The 15,257-nt window shown below is 63.5% G+C and carries 14 protein-coding genes and 1 pseudogene; 5 read left to right on the plus strand and 10 right to left on the minus strand.

All coding sequences use genetic code 11. From position 1 onward, the window contains the following. Positions 1-14 precede the first annotated feature (14 nt). The gene (locus GKZ68_RS02055) at positions 15-1,151 is read right to left on the minus strand and encodes an App1 family protein (protein WP_173110266.1); all 1,137 of its coding nucleotides are present in this window, start codon (positions 1,149-1,151) and stop codon (positions 15-17) included. Between the two features lie 87 nt (positions 1,152-1,238). Between GKZ68_RS02055 and GKZ68_RS02060 the strand changes: the two genes are divergently transcribed. Beyond that, positions 1,239-2,357 carry a DNA topoisomerase IB gene (locus tag GKZ68_RS02060; RefSeq protein WP_173110268.1) on the plus strand — a complete coding sequence of 373 codons (1,119 nt, stop codon included), beginning with the start codon at positions 1,239-1,241 and terminating at the stop codon, positions 2,355-2,357. Between the two features lie 32 nt (positions 2,358-2,389). Here GKZ68_RS02060 and GKZ68_RS02065 read toward each other — a convergent pair whose 3' ends face one another. The 3 genes from GKZ68_RS02065 to GKZ68_RS02075 form a co-directional block, all read right to left on the minus strand. Next, the gene (locus GKZ68_RS02065; protein ID WP_173110270.1) at positions 2,390-3,625 is read right to left on the minus strand and encodes an MFS transporter; all 1,236 of its coding nucleotides are present in this window, start codon (positions 3,623-3,625) and stop codon (positions 2,390-2,392) included. Between the two features lie 12 nt (positions 3,626-3,637). Continuing rightward, positions 3,638-4,078, minus strand: coding sequence for a MarR family winged helix-turn-helix transcriptional regulator (locus GKZ68_RS02070; protein WP_173110272.1), 441 nt, complete (start codon positions 4,076-4,078; stop codon positions 3,638-3,640). Positions 4,079-4,236: 158 nt separating this feature from the next. Further along, positions 4,237-5,781 (minus strand): hypothetical protein, encoded by a 1,545-nt coding sequence (locus GKZ68_RS02075; RefSeq protein ID WP_173110274.1) that lies wholly within the window; start codon positions 5,779-5,781, stop codon positions 4,237-4,239. A gap of 240 nt (positions 5,782-6,021) precedes the next feature. Here GKZ68_RS02075 and GKZ68_RS02080 point away from each other — a divergent pair, with 240 nt between their 5' ends. The 3 genes and pseudogenes from GKZ68_RS02080 (at position 6,022) to GKZ68_RS02090 (ending at position 9,442) form a co-directional block, all read left to right on the plus strand. Then, entirely contained in the window at positions 6,022-7,656 is a 1,635-nt protein-coding gene (locus GKZ68_RS02080) for a hypothetical protein (protein ID WP_173110276.1), read from the plus strand. 60 nt (positions 7,657-7,716) lie between these two features. Continuing rightward, positions 7,717-8,631, plus strand: coding sequence for an AraC family transcriptional regulator (locus tag GKZ68_RS02085; RefSeq protein ID WP_173110278.1), 915 nt, complete (start codon positions 7,717-7,719; stop codon positions 8,629-8,631). Positions 8,632-8,702: 71 nt separating this feature from the next. Beyond that, positions 8,703-9,442, plus strand: a pseudogene (locus tag GKZ68_RS02090) (SDR family oxidoreductase). 6 nt (positions 9,443-9,448) lie between these two features. Here GKZ68_RS02090 and GKZ68_RS02095 read toward each other — a convergent pair. Continuing rightward, positions 9,449-10,153 carry a spheroidene monooxygenase gene (locus GKZ68_RS02095; RefSeq protein ID WP_254244122.1) on the minus strand — a complete coding sequence of 235 codons (705 nt, stop codon included), beginning with the start codon at positions 10,151-10,153 and terminating at the stop codon, positions 9,449-9,451. 117 nt (positions 10,154-10,270) lie between these two features. Further along, complete coding sequence (locus GKZ68_RS02100; protein WP_173110280.1) at positions 10,271-10,783, minus strand: pyridoxamine 5'-phosphate oxidase family protein; 513 nt, start codon at positions 10,781-10,783, stop codon at positions 10,271-10,273. A gap of 134 nt (positions 10,784-10,917) precedes the next feature. On the opposite strand from GKZ68_RS02100, the gene GKZ68_RS02105 reads away from it, so the two are divergent. Continuing rightward, positions 10,918-11,508, plus strand: a complete 591-nt coding sequence (locus GKZ68_RS02105; RefSeq protein ID WP_173110282.1) for an ACP phosphodiesterase — start codon at positions 10,918-10,920, stop codon at positions 11,506-11,508. A 9-nt stretch (positions 11,509-11,517) separates the two neighbouring features. Here the strand turns inward: GKZ68_RS02105 and GKZ68_RS02110 are convergent, their stop codons facing one another. The 4 genes from GKZ68_RS02110 to GKZ68_RS02125 form a co-directional block, all read right to left on the minus strand. Beyond that, entirely contained in the window at positions 11,518-11,799 is a 282-nt protein-coding gene (locus tag GKZ68_RS02110; RefSeq protein ID WP_173110284.1) for a SemiSWEET family sugar transporter, read from the minus strand. A gap of 74 nt (positions 11,800-11,873) precedes the next feature. Next, positions 11,874-12,041, minus strand: coding sequence for a PQ-loop domain-containing transporter (locus GKZ68_RS02115; protein WP_173110286.1), 168 nt, complete (start codon positions 12,039-12,041; stop codon positions 11,874-11,876). Positions 12,042-12,164: 123 nt separating this feature from the next. Then, complete coding sequence (locus tag GKZ68_RS02120) at positions 12,165-12,680, minus strand: peptidylprolyl isomerase (RefSeq protein WP_173110288.1); 516 nt, start codon at positions 12,678-12,680, stop codon at positions 12,165-12,167. Between the two features lie 171 nt (positions 12,681-12,851). Further along, complete coding sequence (locus GKZ68_RS02125) at positions 12,852-15,041, minus strand: catalase (RefSeq protein ID WP_173110290.1); 2,190 nt, start codon at positions 15,039-15,041, stop codon at positions 12,852-12,854. Positions 15,042-15,257 lie beyond the last annotated feature (216 nt).

The following is a 15,257-nucleotide window of genomic DNA, read 5'->3' on the forward strand; positions in this document are numbered from 1 at the left end:
GGGTAAAAATAAGGCTAGCCGTGCTCCTGGCGCACCCGCGCCAGCCCCTGAGCCGTGATGAAACCGTGGGTTTCGGCGTGGGTGGCGGCGGCCACGTAGTCGGGCACCAGCAGCAGCTCCACGCCCGTATCGCGGCGCAGGGCCTCGGCCAAGGGCGCCACGCGGACGGCGCGGGCCGGCACGCCCACGTCGCGGATGTATACTACCCGAATGCGGCCGGGGTGCCGGCGCACCACCTCGGCGTAGATGTCGGGGTCTTGCTGACCGCTGTCGCCGAGCAGAATAAACGTCAAGTCGGGGTAGGTATCGAGTATTTGCGTAATTTCCTTGAGCTTGTGGCCGTGGTGGGGCGAGTTGCCCGCCGTGCGGGCTTCCGAGCCGGGGGTGCGGCCCAGCAGGGTTTCGCGCAGCAGCAGCGGGCCGGGCGGCACGCCTTGCAGCCGCAGAAAGTCGTCGAGCACGTCGTACAGATTCCAGGGCGACGAGCTGACGTAAAAAAACGGGTTGTCGGGCCGGCCGCTTTGCCCGTGCAGCAATGCCTGGTAGAAGGCCGCCACGCCCGCCAGGGTTTCGTGCGAATGGGCATTGCGCAGCAGCACCGTGCGCAGCATGCGCAGCAGGTGGGTGGCGCGCGTCACTATCACGGTATCGTCGAGGTCCGAAATGACCCCGAACTCGGCCGTGGGCGGCGGAATGAGCACCTGCGCCGTGCCTTCTACCTGCCCCAGCAGGCCCCGAAACCGGCGCGGCAGCCGGGCCAGCCGCACCGGCACCGGGTGCCACAGATAATCGACCGATGGCGGCAGCGCGGGCGGGTCGAGGCGCAGGGTAAAGTAGCCGGTGGGACCGGTAGTCACGGGCAGCTCCAGGTGCTGCGACAGCGAGATAACGACTTCCGCCCCCGGGATTTCGCGGCTGTTGAAGCGCCGGTACATGGCCTGGAAGTTGCGCCAGGGCGAGTCGGCGTCGGTTTGGGGGGTAAGGCCGCGGTCGGCAAGCAGGCGGCCCTTCACGTAGAAGCGGTGCGGGGTGCCGTAGCTGCGGTACACATCGAGGTGCAGGGGGCGCAGCCGGCCTAGCCGCGCCGCCACGCGCGTTATCGACGCATCGACCCATTCCCACCCATCGGCTAGCCACTGACCAAACTCCATCTGGCAAACCTACGGCGGGCGGGGTATTCCAGCCACCTCGCCTTTCTTTATCGAATTGCGTAGAACCCGGCTTTACATCCTGCTGCTATGCCCGCCGCCCACCCCCAGCCCCGCCCCAAAACCCGCAAAAAGCACCTGCCGCCCGTGCACGAGCTGGCCGCCCACGAGCTCTACAAAGACCCCGCCCGCCAGGCCGAGCTGGCCGGCCTGCGCTACGCCACCGACGCCGGCCCCGGCCTGCGCCGCGAGGCTAGCGGGGCGCACGAGTTTGTGTATTTTAATGCGAAAGGGGAGAAGATTGCCGATGAAAAGACGTTGGCCCGCATTCACAGCTTCGTGATTCCGCCGGCCTGGACGGATGTGTGGATTGCGCCCAATCCGACTTTTCACCTTCAGGTGACGGGCCACGACGCGGCCGGCCGCAAGCAGTACCGCTACCACCCGGCCTGGGATGCGGCCCGCTCGCTCACCAAGTTTTCGCGCCTGCTCGCCTTCGGCCAGAAGCTCGGCGAGCTGCGCCGCCAACTGCGCAAGGACCTGGCCCGCCTGGGCCTCGACCGCGATAAGGTGGTGGCCCTGGTGCTTACGCTCATGGACCAGTCGTTTATCCGCATCGGCAACGAGGAATACGCCAAGAAAAACAAGAGCTACGGCCTGACTACGCTGCTCGACGACCACGTTGCATTCAGCCACGGCGACGTGCGGTTTTCGTTCGTGGGCAAAAAAGGAGTAAACCACGACGTTACCATCCACGACCGCAAGCTGGCTAGCCTGGTGCGCAAGTGCAAGGAGATTCCGGGTCAGCACCTGTTTCAGTTCTACGGCGCCGATGGTCAGCGCCACCCACTCGAATCGGGCCACGTGAACGACTACCTGCATCGGCACACCGGTATCGCCTTGTCGGCCAAAGACTTTCGCACCTGGGGTGGCACCGTGAAAATGGTGGAATGCCTGGAGCGTGTGCTGACCGGCGACGTGGAGCTAATTCCCGAAAAAGCTATTCGCCAGGCTACCAAGGAGGTAGCCAGTAACCTTGGTAATACGCCCACCGTGTGCTCGAAGTACTACATCCACCCGCAGGTAACGGAGCTGTTCAAGTCGGGCCGCCTTATTGAGTACCTGCGCCGCCACGACGCCGACCCGCAGGACCGCGACGAGCTTTCGCCCACCGAGCACCTGGTGCTGGAAATGCTGGCCGAGGTATAACGAACCGGCTAGCCGGCCCTACTGCCGGCCGGCTAGGCCATTGTGGGCTTAGGGGCGGGGGCGGGCTGCGGCCGGCGCAGGTTGCGCACGTACAGCAGGCCGATGCCCAGGGCCAGCAGGCCTTCGGCCAGCACCGTGGGCCGCACGCCCACGTGCTGCGATACCGTGCCCACCAGCACGCTGCCCAGCGGCAGCGCGGCCGTGTACACGAGCACGTAGAGGCTGATAACCCGCCCGCGCATGGCCGGTAGCACCAGCGTTTGCAGCAGCGTCACGTTGATAGTGGTCTGGGCCATCATGCCGAAGGCGCCCACCACCAGAAACGCCAGTGCCCCCAGGTACCAGGGCGTGTAGGCAAACAGCAGCAGCCCCGCGCCAAACACAAACGTGGTGGCGGTTATCGTTTTATTCAGGTTGGTGCCGGGCTTTAGCGAAGTCAGGTACAGCGCCCCGATGAGCCCGCCCAGCCCGATGGCGCCGTCGAGCAGGCCGAAGGTGGTGGCCGTGCCGCCAAAGATGTCCTTGGCATACACTGGCAGGAGCGTGGTGAAGGGCAGCACCAATAGCGCCGTAAGGCCTAGGGTGCTGATGATGAACCGGATATCGGGCGTAGCCAGCACGTATTGGAAGCCTTCCGTGAGTTCTTCCAGGATATTTTTAGCAGATGCCTTGGCTACGAAAGCCGGCAGGCGCATGGCCAGCAGCGAGGCGATAACGGGCACAAAGCTGAGCGTGTTCAGGCCAAAGCAGGTGGCCGCCCCGAGCCGCTCGATGGCCAGGCCCGCCAGCGCCGGCCCCAGCAGCTTGCTGAGGTTGAGCATGGTCGAGTTGAGCGCCACCGCGTTGGCCACGTCCTGCTTATCGGCCACCAGCTCATAAACCAGCGACTGGCGCGCCGGCACGTCGAAGGCATTTATGAGCCCCAGCACGGCGCTCAGGGCCAGTATTTCCCACACCGCGTCGGCCCGTCGGTACACGGCCAGCGTCAGCAGCCCGGCCTGGGCCATCGACAAAATCTGGGTAAGCAGCAGCAGGCGGTAGCGGCTGTAGCGGTCGGCCACCACGCCCCCGAGCAGCGAAAACAGGGCCGATGGAAACAGCGTGGCAAACACGCTCACGCCCAGCATAAACTTGGAGTGCGTTTGGGCATAGATAACCCAGCTCACGGCCGTTTTCTGCATCCAGGTGCCGACCAGCGACAGCGACTGACCGGCAAAAAACAGGCGATAGTTGCGGCTGCGAAACGCGCGCAATGCGTCAGTAATCATTCCGGGCGGTAATTAGTTGAACTCGACAAGCCTAGCCATCACCCCCAGGCTTTGGTGCAGCATTTGCAGCTCGGCGGCCGAGCAGGTTTGCGCCAGGGCCTGGCCTAGCCAGTCGTTCAGCTCTTGCTGCATGGCAATCACGTGGGCTTGCCCTGCTGCCGATAGCGCAACGAGCACCTTGCGCTTATCCGTAGCCGAGGCCTGGCGCGTGATGTAGCCCAGCTCGGCCAGGTGATTGAGTATTTGGGACATAGCTTGCGTGGTGACTTTTTCGCGCGCCGCCAGCTCGCTGGGCAGCAACGGCTGCTGCTGGGTGAGCTGCTTGATAACGGCTCGCTCGGTGAGCGAAAGCGTGGCGTGCAGCGGCGAGTGCGCGCGCAGCTTCTTGACGAGCCGGCTCACTACCGTGCGCAACTCGGTGGCTAGGTGCTGAGTGTCGGGCAAGGCAGGCATTTAGAAAGAAATTTTAGTAAGCTACTTTACAAAAATAGCTTACTAAAAGTGAAGTGAAGGTGACGCTGGCGCATTGTCACAAAAATTGCAGCCCGGCCAGCCCGCGCGAAAAAGCGCTGGGCTAGCCGGGCTGGCGCGAGGCGGTCGGCGGCGCTACGCTACTCGTCGGTGAGGCGGTCGTAGTTGTCGAAGCGTTCCTTCTTTTTGGTCGGCGCCGGCGTATTGAGCGTGCCGTTCGACTCGGGCTCGTAGCGCAGGCGGCGGTGCGAGGCGGCGCGCAGCACATCCTGGCCGGCGCCGGCGTGCACCACTAGTTTCAGGCCGTCGCCCGTCAGGTCAAACTGGTCGTCGCCCCCCAGCCCTTCGAGGGTGAGGCGCTTGGTTTCGCGGGTGTAAAATGTGCGCTGGTAGAACAGCGAGTCGGCGCCGAGCGTGCGGTTGTACACGCGCACGGTGGTCGAGTCGGGCATGCGCGCTACTACGAAGTGGTCGGGCAGTTCGGTGCCAGCCACCACGGGGCGCTCGGCTTTCAGCGCATAATACGTCTGGGCCAGCTGGGGCAGCGCATCGCGGCGGCTCTGCAAGTCGCGCAGCAGGCGCGGGCCTTCGAGGGCATACACGGCAGGCGGCAGCTGGCGCACGGCGCGGGCCAGGGTCGAGTCGGGCAGGTGGGCCACCGCAAAGCTGGCCGCCGCCGCAAAGTCGCGCCGCGTGAGGGCATTGAGCCCGCGCTGGTCTACGTAGCGGCCCTGGCCGGTGAGGGCCGGAATGTCGTGGTATTCGTGCTTAAACGTAACGAAGTGCCGCACGGTAAATTTGCGCGTCATCAGCCAGAGCAAGGCCCCGTCGGAGGCCCGGAAAAACGCCTGGTCGCGGTCTTTGGGCACGGCCACGAACAGCAGGCCGCCGGGCCGGCCGGGGTTGGGCAGCTCGCCCCATTGCCACTGGCCGGCGTGGCGGTCCCAGTCTCCAATGAGCACATCGAGCAGGCGCGCGCGCAGCAGCGCCGGCTGGTCGATGCGGTTGCGCGGGTCGGCGTAGAGGTGCTTGCGCATGTCCTCATCGCTCACAAACTTCCGGGCCTGGGGCAGCAGGGGCGAGTGCACTTTGGCGCCGTTGTATTTCTCTTCCAGCAGCACCAGCTTGCCACGCAGGCGCTCGTTGGCCTCGGCCGAGCCCATGTTATCGGCATCGAGTGGCACGTAGAGAATGCGCGGGTGCGTATGGGGCACGCCGAGCGCCTGCGCCAGGGGCGGCACCGCCAGTGCCCCATAAGGATTGCCGGCCGAAGTGGCATCGCGCAACCCATTGGCCAAAAATGTTTTGCGTAAAAAAGAGGGTAGAATATGCAGGGGGTCCTTATCGAGCGAGCGAATGACGTAGGGCTTGCCATTGGCACCCTCCAGCGTGAGGCTGGTGCTTTGGAAGCCGCCCCCCAGCTTGGTGGCCGTGAGCGGGCCGGCGCCGGGCACGGCGCCGGCCAGGTGCAACACCGGCACCCGCACCGGGGCGGCCCACACGGCCCGGTGGTGCGGTCCCATAAGTAGTTTATATAGCTTGCCGTGGCGGTTGTATTGGCGCCCGGCCGTGGCCCACACGCTATCGGCGGTGGCAGTCGGGCCAGCGGGTGCCGCAGCGGCCGGCAGCCGCGCATCAGCCTGAAAGTAGTGGCGCCGGGCGCAGCCGCCGGCTACTCCCAGCAAGCAGCCCCCAGATAATAATAAAAAGGTAACAGAGCGCAAAACGGGCCGAAATAACGGGTGCAAGGCGGCAAGGGCCGCTCCGGACCTTCTAACGTAGCTGGCCGCGAAAGGATAGCCCATAGAATACCCTCGCCTAGCAACCCAAGCGGCCGGCCCTGCGGTATACAGCAGCTTCCGGGGGCAGCCCGGCATTCAGGTTTTTATTGGGAAGTGGGCCGCTAAGCCAGCTTTTTTGCGCAGGTGCCAGTAGTACACGTCATATTTGGGAAAAAAAGCGTCGGCTGGCTAGGGCTGCTGGGCACCTTGAGCCTGCTGCTAACCAGCTGCGCTGAGCCCACCCGGCCGGCACCGGGTGAAGCGGGCCCAATATTCAGCGCCGATTCGAGCGCAGTGCGGGTGGCCGCCGGGGCGCACTACGCACGGCGCGGCTGGCTGTGGCAGCGCCTCTGGGGCCGGCACTACCGCCCGCTGTGGGCCACGCCGGTGAGCGCGCCGGTACTGCGCCTGGGTGCGCTCGGCCTGACGCCCCTGCGGGCGGGCGGCAGCTTCCAAACCAACACCCTGCGCCTGCGCTCGCCCGATGGCCGCGAGTTCGTGCTGCGCTCGGTCGATAAAGACCTGAGCCAGACCGTAGGGAGCGGCTGGCTAGCCCGTTTGGTGAGCCCCGTGCTGCGCGACCAAACCTGCGCCGCGCCGCCCTACGGTGCCTACGTAGCCACGGTGCTGGCCCGCGCAGCGGGCGTGTTTCACACCAATCCGCGCCTCGTGTACCTGCTGCCCGATGCCGCGCTGGGGGAGTGGCGCCGCCGCTTTGCGCCCACCCTGTATTTGCTGGAAGAGCGCCCCGACCACGACCAGCGCCACGCCAGCAGCTTTGGCAATGCGCGCCGGGTAGTGGGCTCCGACAGCATGCTGACGCAGGTGCTGCGCGGCCCCGCCAGCCACCTGGACCCGCGCGCCTACCTGCGCGCCCGCCTGCTCGACCTGCTGCTGGGCGATTGGAGCCGCCGCGCCGACCAGTGGCGCTGGGCGGCCTTTGCGGAGGCGGGCAGCACCGCGTTTCGGCCCATTCCGCGCGACCGCGACCAGGCGTTTTTCCGGTTCGACGATGGCTGGCTGACGCGCGTCGTAGCGTGGGTGCACCCGCGCTACCAAACGTTCAATGCTCATCTTGAGCCCGCCGATGTGGGGCCGCTCACTACCACCGCCCGGCCCCTCGACCACACCGCGCTGGCCCTGCTCTCGGAGGCCGATTTTCGGGCCGAGGCCGACTCGCTGCGCCGCCGCCTGCCCGATGCCGTGCTGGCTCAGACCCTGCTGGCCGTGCCCGCCGAAGTGCGCCCGGGCCTAACGCAGGAACTGCTGCCCGCCCTGCGCGCCCGCCGCGATGCCCTGCCCGCCGTGGCAAGCCAGTACTATAAAGTATTGCAGGAAAACGCCGTCGTGGTGGGCACCGACGCGGCCGAGCGCTTCGAGCTCACGGGCCTGGGGCCGGGCCAGCTGCGGCTGCGCGTGTTCGCGCGCCGCCCTACCCGGCCCGATAGCCTGCTCGGCGAGCAGGTGTACGATGTGCACCGCACCATTTGCCTCCGGGTTTACGGGCTAGGGGGCAAAGACGAATTCGCCCTCAATGGCCGGCTGGCCCCCGGCTTTGGGGTGCACCTCTACGGTGGGGCGGGGCGCAACGTGTTTCTGCAAGATGCTATTTTGCAAGCGGCCGGCCCCGGTTTCACCATTCACCCCGGCCCCGACGCCGACCTGGTGCAGGCTAGCCACACCGTGCGCGTAGTGCCCGGCAGCACGGCCCCGGCCACCGCGGCCGCCTGGGTGGCCAGCCAGTACCGCCTGCGGCTAGGGCAGAAAATAGAGCGATAAGTAAGAAAGGCGTAGGCAGTAAATGACTGCAATAATTGTTTGAATGGCATACATTGCCGTATGAAAGCCCGCGAAACCCTGACCGAATACTCCCAGCGCTACGGCCGGGGCCTGCCCGCTACCAGGCAGGTTACGGCCTATCGCATCGAAGACGTGCCTACCCCCGCTACCTTTCCGCACATCAGGCGGGATTTTTACAAGGTAAAGCTGCTGTGCGGCGCCCAGGGCACGCTCTCGTATGCCAATCAGCGCGTGGCGGTGCCGTCGTGCGCCCTGATTTTTGCTAATCCGCTGATTCCGTATGCCTGGGAACGCACGGCCGGCCGCGAAACCGGCTTTGCCTGCTTGTTTACCGAGGAGTTTAGTACGCCGCTGCTGCGCACGGGCAGCCTAGCCGACTCGCCCTTGTTTGGGGTGGGCGGCTGCCCCGTATTGTTTCCGCCGCCGGCGGTAGCGACCCGGCTACAGGTGATTTTTGAACAGTTGCTGACGGAGCTGCAAACGCCTTATATCCACAAGTATGACCTACTACGCACTTACCTGCAACTGTTGCTGCACGAGGGACTAAAGCTAGCGCCCCCGGCCCCGGTCTACCAGCCGGCCACGGCGGCCACGCGCCTGTGCGCCTCGTTTCTGGACTTACTGGACCAGCAGTTTCCCTTGGCCTCGCCGCACCATTCGCTAGCCCTCAAGACAGCGGGCGAGTTTGCCCGGCAGTTGGCGGTGCATACCAATCACCTGAACAAAGCCCTCAAAGAAAACACCGGTAAAACTACCAGCGAACACCTGGCGGCCCGGTTGGTGGCCGAAGCCCAGGCGCTGCTGCGGCATAGCAACTGGAGTGTGGCCCAGATTGGCTACTGCTTGGGCTTCGAGCACGCGCCCAATTTTCAACTTTTCTTTAAAAGACACACCGGCCAGTCGCCGGCCGGCTACCGCCGCCAGCCAATAGCCAACTCATACGTATTGGATTGATTGGCATATTCTTCCTACGGCTGCCGCCGCGACTTTTGTGGTATCATTATCAACCATAAATCAGGAACAGCATGAACGAGGAAATTGCTGGCAAAGTAGTGGCCATTACGGGCGCGAGTAGCGGCATTGGGGCCGCTACGGCGCTGCTGCTGGTCGGGCGGGGGCCAAGGTGGTGCTAGGTGCCCGCCGCGTCGAGCGGCTCGACGCGCTAGCGGCGCGCATCACGGCGGCCGGGGGCGAGGTCGCCTACGTGGGCACCGATGTGAGGCGGCGCGCCGACGTAGCGGGGCTGGTGCAGCTTGCGCTCAAGCGCTTTGGCCGGCTCGATGTGCTCGTCAGCAACGCCGGCATCGGCCCCATCTCACTGCTCGACGACCTGCGCGTGGCGGACTGGGAGGAGATGATTGACGTCAATATTAAGGGCGTGCTGTACGGGATTGCCGCCGCGCTGCCGGTTTTTCGCCAGCAGGGCAGCGGGCACTTTGTGAATGTGGTTTCGACGGCTGGCCTCAAGATAGTGCCGCAGCAGGCGGTGTACGCGGGTACTAAAAACGCGGTGCGCACCATCTCGGAGGGCCTGCGCCAGGAGGCGGGCGATAAGTTGCGGGTAACTGTAGTATCGCCCGGCTTCGTGCGCACCGACTTTGCCGACTCTATAATGGCCCCTACCGTGAAGGCCCAGGTGTTAGCCACCCGCGATAAGCTGGCCATCGCCCCCGAAGCTATTGCCCAAGCCATTGCCTTTGCCATCGGGCAGCCGGCCGACGTCGATGTGGGTGATATTACGGTGCGGCCTACGGCCCAAGGCTAGCGCTGCTTATCCTCCCGCCAGTGGGTTTGTACCATCTACCGTCCCGATGCTTTTTAAAACCCGAAAGCGGGCGAATAGCTCTTCCGAATACCAGCCCTCGCGGCGCGTAAGCTGAATCACCTCGCGGTGGCGGGCATCGCGGTAGGCGTAGTGCTGCATGGCCTCGGCCGATTCCCAGACGCTGAAGGTGGCCTGCCGCACCAGCGGCAATTCACCCAGCCCAATGGCTAGCCGCAGGCCCTCGGCCCCGGCCAGTGCCCGGCTCGTGGGCTCGACGTAGCGCCAGAAGCGCGGTGCCCGCCGCAGCCGGATGCTGGCCCGCGTGAGCACTGCCACCGGTCCTTCGGCCCGGCCCGAGCCCACCGGCACTTCGCCGAAGGGCTGCACGCCGTTCCAGGCGCCGTGGGCTTGCAGGGGGGCTAGCTCGGCGGTCCAGGTTTCGTGGCTGCGCCGGGCGTAGGCGGCCCATACCGGGTGGCTGGCGAAGAAGGCCGCGGCAGCATCGGGGCTAGCCCAGGTGGCCAGCAAGCCGTAGCGCCGCAGGTTGGGCCAGAAGCCGAAGCCATTGTCGGCCCCGCTGCCCAGCAGCTGAAAAAAGCGCAGGCCGGCTACCCGGTGCAGCTGGCGCGGGGCCGTGGCCATCTGGGCCAGCGCCCAGCGGGCCACGCTGGCACCGGGTTGCAGCGTAAAAAGCGTAAGAGTGGTATGCATTCGATTAAGTAACAAGCGGCCACAAAAAAAGGCCGGAATCGCGTCCGGCCTTTTCTGAAGTTATGAGCTAAAAGTTGAAAGTCGTTTTCGACTCGCTTTGCAATCCATAACTCATAACTATTTCTGCACCTGAGCGTGCTCGTTAATGTCATCCGACTTGGTGCCCTCGCCCGTGGTTACGGCGCGGAGGTAGGCGTAGGCGCGCGACAGCATGCCGCTGGGCGAATCCCAGTACTCACCTTTCTCAATCTCAATTTTGAGAATCATGATGTTTGGGTCTTCCTTGCCTTTCGGAAACCAGGCCTTCATATCCTCGCTCCACAGCTCGGCAATTTTGGCCTCGTCGCGATAGGCGCTGGCCGTACCCGACACCGACGCGTACACGTTGTCGCTAGGATTAGAGTAGCTCAGGTTTACGTTATTGTCTTTTTTTACCTCGTACACCTTAGCCGACTCCTTATCGGTGAAGAAGTACAGCGCCCCGTCGGTGCCGGGCTTGATGGTGCCCATTGGGCGGCTGTGCAGGGCGTGCTGCTCGTCGAAGGTGGTAAGCATGGCAATGCGCACATCCTTAATTTTTTCAAACAGCTTGCTCAGGTCGTGGGTGACCGGGGTTTTCGTATCAGACATGGGAAAAGAAACGTTAGGATAGAAACGCCGGGGCGCAGGTGGCCGCGGCGACTTTAGCTTACGGCCGAACCTGCATCTGGTTTCCCGGTTGGGCAGAGGTGGCCGCGCCGTGCCCCTCTTTTAGCTAGCCCCGCATGAATTTTCTGGCCCACCTGTTTCTGGCTGGCCCGCCTGCTGCCCCCGACTACCTGGGCCGGCTCACGGGCCAGTTTATTGCCGACTCGGTGCCCGGCCGCCAGCTCCAAACTTACCCCGCCGCCGTGCAGGCCGGCATCCGGGCGCACCGCGCCATCGACACCTTCACCGACCAGCACTCCGTGGTGCGGCGCAGCACCGCCCGCCTGCGCGCGGCCGGCGCCGGCAAGTACGCCGGCGTGGTGGCCGACGTGTTCATGGACCACTTTCTGGCGCGTTATTTTTCCGAGTTTTCCGGCGAACGCCTGCCCGATTTTACCCAGCGCGTGTATGCGGCGCTGGCTAGCCAGCAGGCCGGGTTTCCGGCGCCGGTGCAGCGGTTCTTTCCGCACCTGGTGCAGCACAACTGGCTGCTGCACTACGCTGAGCTAGAAGGCATAAGCCGTGCCCTGCTGGGGCTGAGCCGCCGCGCCTCCCCCGGCTCGGGCATGGACACGGCCACCGTGGAGCTACGCCGCCACTACGCCGCCTACGAGGCCGATTTTCGGGAGTTCTTTCCGGCGCTGCAAGCCCACGCGGCTAGCCTGTAGCCCAGGCCGCTACTGCGCCGCCGGGCGCTCGTCGCCAGGCTTAGCCGTGAGCTTAAGATACAGAATAATCGTGGCTAGCCCGCCCGAAATGAGGTTGGTCAGTAAAATTGGGAGGTCGTGAATCAGCACCGCGTAGGTGCCCCACAGGCAGGTGCCCAGAAATAAAATCAAAAACGTGGGCAGCGAAAGCGCGCTGGTATCGCGGGTTTTGATAGTCTGGTAAGCCTGCGGAACGTAGGCGATAGTAGTAAGAAAGGCGGCCAGGCTGCCAATAAGGGTAACGGTCGTCATAGTAAATGAGAGGGGAACGCCAGTGCCGGGTGCCTTGGCGGCGTGGCTAAGGCACCCGGCGCGCAAGGTAGCGGCTACTCTGCGATGTTCTCGGCAGTAGGCTTGGCTGTAAGCTTCAAAACCAAGATAATACCCGCCAGCGCCGCCGTGGCGCGGGGCCTGATGGTTTTGTAGGCCTGCGGCACGTAGGCGGCGGTGGTTAAAAAAGCGGCCAGCCCGCCAACAATCGAGAACAACGGCATAAGGAAATATTTCGTGGGCAGGAGTCAGGCTCCTAAAAATGAAGCGGAAAGAACCCGCCTGGCAGGTGCCTTCCGCTCCGAATAAGTAGCGTAATAGTAGTGCTTTAGCCCGCCAGAGGTAGTCTAGTGCTGGTGGCCGCCTTCGCCGTGTGCGTGGCCGTGGGCCAGCTCCTCGGCGGTGGCGGGGCGCACATCCTGCACCTTGCCATCAAAGTGCATCACCATGCCGGCCAGGGGGTGGTTGAAGTCCATTGTTACCTGCTCGTCGCCGATTGCTACTACCTTGGCTTGCATGTGGTGGCCTTCGTTGTCGGCCATGGGCAGGTAGTTGCCCACTTGCAGCATCTGGTCGTCGAGCTGGCTGTCAATTTCAAATACCTGCTTCGGAATTTCTACCACTGCCTGCTGGTCGTAGTCGCCATAGGCCTGCTCGGGCGTGAGCGAGAAGCTGAAGCTGTCGCCGGGGTTTTTGCCATCGAGCTGGTGCTCAAACTCTTCGGGCAGGCCACTTTGGCCAAACAAGAATACCATCGGCTCATCGGCCTCGGCCTGCTCTACTAATACTTTCTGCTGGTTTTCGTCGGTTACGGAGAGGTCGTAGGTCAGAGTTACGACGGAGTTTTGGGCAATTGCGGCCATCGGCGAGGGGTGGGTTAGTGTGGTGGCAAAGGTAAGGGCACCCGGCCGGTAATAGCCTTTTAAAGGGCTGGGGAGCGGGCTTTTGCCACTTTTTCAAGTAGTTGGGAATAAAAATTCCCCCGCCATACCCAACGGGTGGCGGGGGAATTAAGTTTTTTACTGCCTGGCTTTCTACGCGGGCATGGCTTTCAGTTCGCGGCTCCAGAAGCGGTGCTGCGCAATGGCCTTGCTGAAGTCCTTGGCTAGGCTAGCCACCTTGTTGTCGGCGCTCGTTACCACGCCATCGGCACTCAGAATGTCGGTAGCGCCGGGGTAAGAAGCCGCTTGCAGCAGTTCCACGCCTTCGGCCGAGGCCGCCAGGGGCTTGCAGTGGCGGAAAGCCTCGTTGACGAAGCGCACGGCATCAGCGTCCTGGGTCAGCTTTTGTGCGCTGCCCGCGCCGCCAGCCACGTACACGGCATCAAACAGCACCGACGATGTATTCTGGAACGTCCAGTTAATGAGGATTTCCTGGCCGTCCTGGCCTTTGAGCGTGCCGCCGTGCGGGGCCACGATGGCCGTTTGGGCACCCTGCTCCATCAACGCTTTTATCAGCTCGCCAATAGCGGCCACGTCGGCGCCGTCGGCTGCCAAGATGGCAATCTGGCGGGTTTTGATGCTGGCCTTGCCTTGATTGATGACGCTGTTGGGCGCCATGCTGAGCGTGGGCGAGTTAGCGCTGGCACTTTTCACCGGGCCCGACTGGTAGTGGGCTGCGTCGCCATTGGCCGGCACGGCCAGGTTAAGCGGCCCGCTTTCGCTGGCCGGCACGGCCATCCCCAGGCCTTGGGCCACGCGGCTAGCCAGGTCGTGGTCTACCTGCGCCAGCTGTACCAGCGTGCGCTTTTGCACTTCGGCGTGCTGCACATGGCCTAGCTCAAAGCGCAGGGCCTTCACAATGTGCATCTTCTCCGCATCGGTCTGGCTGTTCCAGAACAGACGGGCCTGGCTATAATGGTCTACAAAGCTCTTACTGCGCAAACGAATTTTGTGGCCTTCTACCCGCTCATAAGTAGACACGAAGCCGCCCTCGCTAGCCTTAGCCTGCCGGGGGTAGCCGTCGTTAAGCTTGTTTACGCCGTAGGCCACGTTGCCCTTATTGATGGTCTGGCGCATGTGGCCGTCGCGCTGCCCGTTGTGAATGGGGGCTAGCGAGCGATTAATCGGAATCTCGTGGAAATTCGGCCCGCCCAAGCGCTTGAGCTGGGTATCGAGGTACGAAAACAGGCGGCCTTGCAGCAGCGGGTCATTCGAGAAGTCGATGCCCGGCACGATGTGGCTCAGGCAGAACGCCACCTGCTCGGTTTCGGCAAAGTAGTTGTCTACGTTGCGGTTGAGCACCATCTTGCCCAGCTTAATCACCGGCACCTGCTCTTCGGGAATGAGCTTGGTCGAGTCCAGAATATCGAAGTCGAATTTGCGCTCGTCTTCCTCTTCCACTACCTGCACGCCCAGCTCCCACTCGGGGTAGTTGCCGCCCTCAATGTTGTTCCAGAGGTCGCGGCGGTGAAAGTCAGGGTCTTTGCCCGAAATCTGCTGCGCTTCTTCCCAGGCCACCGAGTGCGTGCCCAGCAGCGGCTTCCAGTGAAATTTCACAAAGCGGGCCTTACCCTCGGCATTGACCAGGCGAAAGGTGTGAATCCCAAAGCCTTCCATCATGCGCAGGCTGCGCGGCAGGCCGCGGTCGCTCATCACCCACAGCAGCATGTGCGTGGTTTCGGGGTTAGTCGAAATAAAGTCGTAAAACGTGTCGTGGGCCGAGGCGGCCTGCGGAATCTCGTTGTGCGGCTCTGGCTTCACGGCGTGAATAAAGTCGGGAAACTTGATGGCATCCTGGATAAAGAAAACCGGGATGTTATTGCCCACCAGGTCATAAACGCCTTCCTCGGTGTAGAATTTCACGGCGAAGCCGCGCACATCGCGCGCTAGGTCGCTCGACCCCCGCGAGCCGGCCACCGTCGAAAAACGGGTGAATACGGGCGTGATGGCGCCGGGCTGCAGGAAAGCAGCGCGGCTCAGGTTGGCATTGTCGTCGTAGGCCTCGAAATAGCCGTGGGCAGCCACGCCGCGGGCGTGCACCACGCGCTCCGGGATGCGCTCGTGGTCGAAGTGCGTCATCTTTTCGCGGTAGATGAAGTCTTCGAGCAGCGTGGGGCCACGCTCGCCAGCCTTGAGCTGGTTCTGGTCGTCGTTGACGCGCAGGCCCTGGTTGGTAGTCAAAAACTGGCCGTACCCGTCTTCGCGGTTTTTAGCCATTTCGTCGGTCTTAGGGTTGCCAACCACGTCTTCGTGGGTTTGCTTGGCGAGGGGCTTATCGGGCATGGTGGAAAAGGGATAGAAACGAAGTAAACTGGGTGCCTAAACGGGGCCATTTGGGCAGGGTTAGCGGGGCTAGCCAGCTCGAAGTCACTTACCGTTTAGGTTAAAAATGGCCACCTCACCCGGCCAAACCTTGAGGAGCAACCACCTGCCCGCGGCATAAAGCCCAGCCTATTAAAATGGAAAAAAACTGGGGCTAGCGCGCAGCGCGATAACATC

Origin of the sequence: Hymenobacter sp. BRD128, from assembly GCF_013256625.1 — a bacterium.
Lineage (GTDB): Bacteria > Bacteroidota > Bacteroidia > Cytophagales > Hymenobacteraceae > Hymenobacter.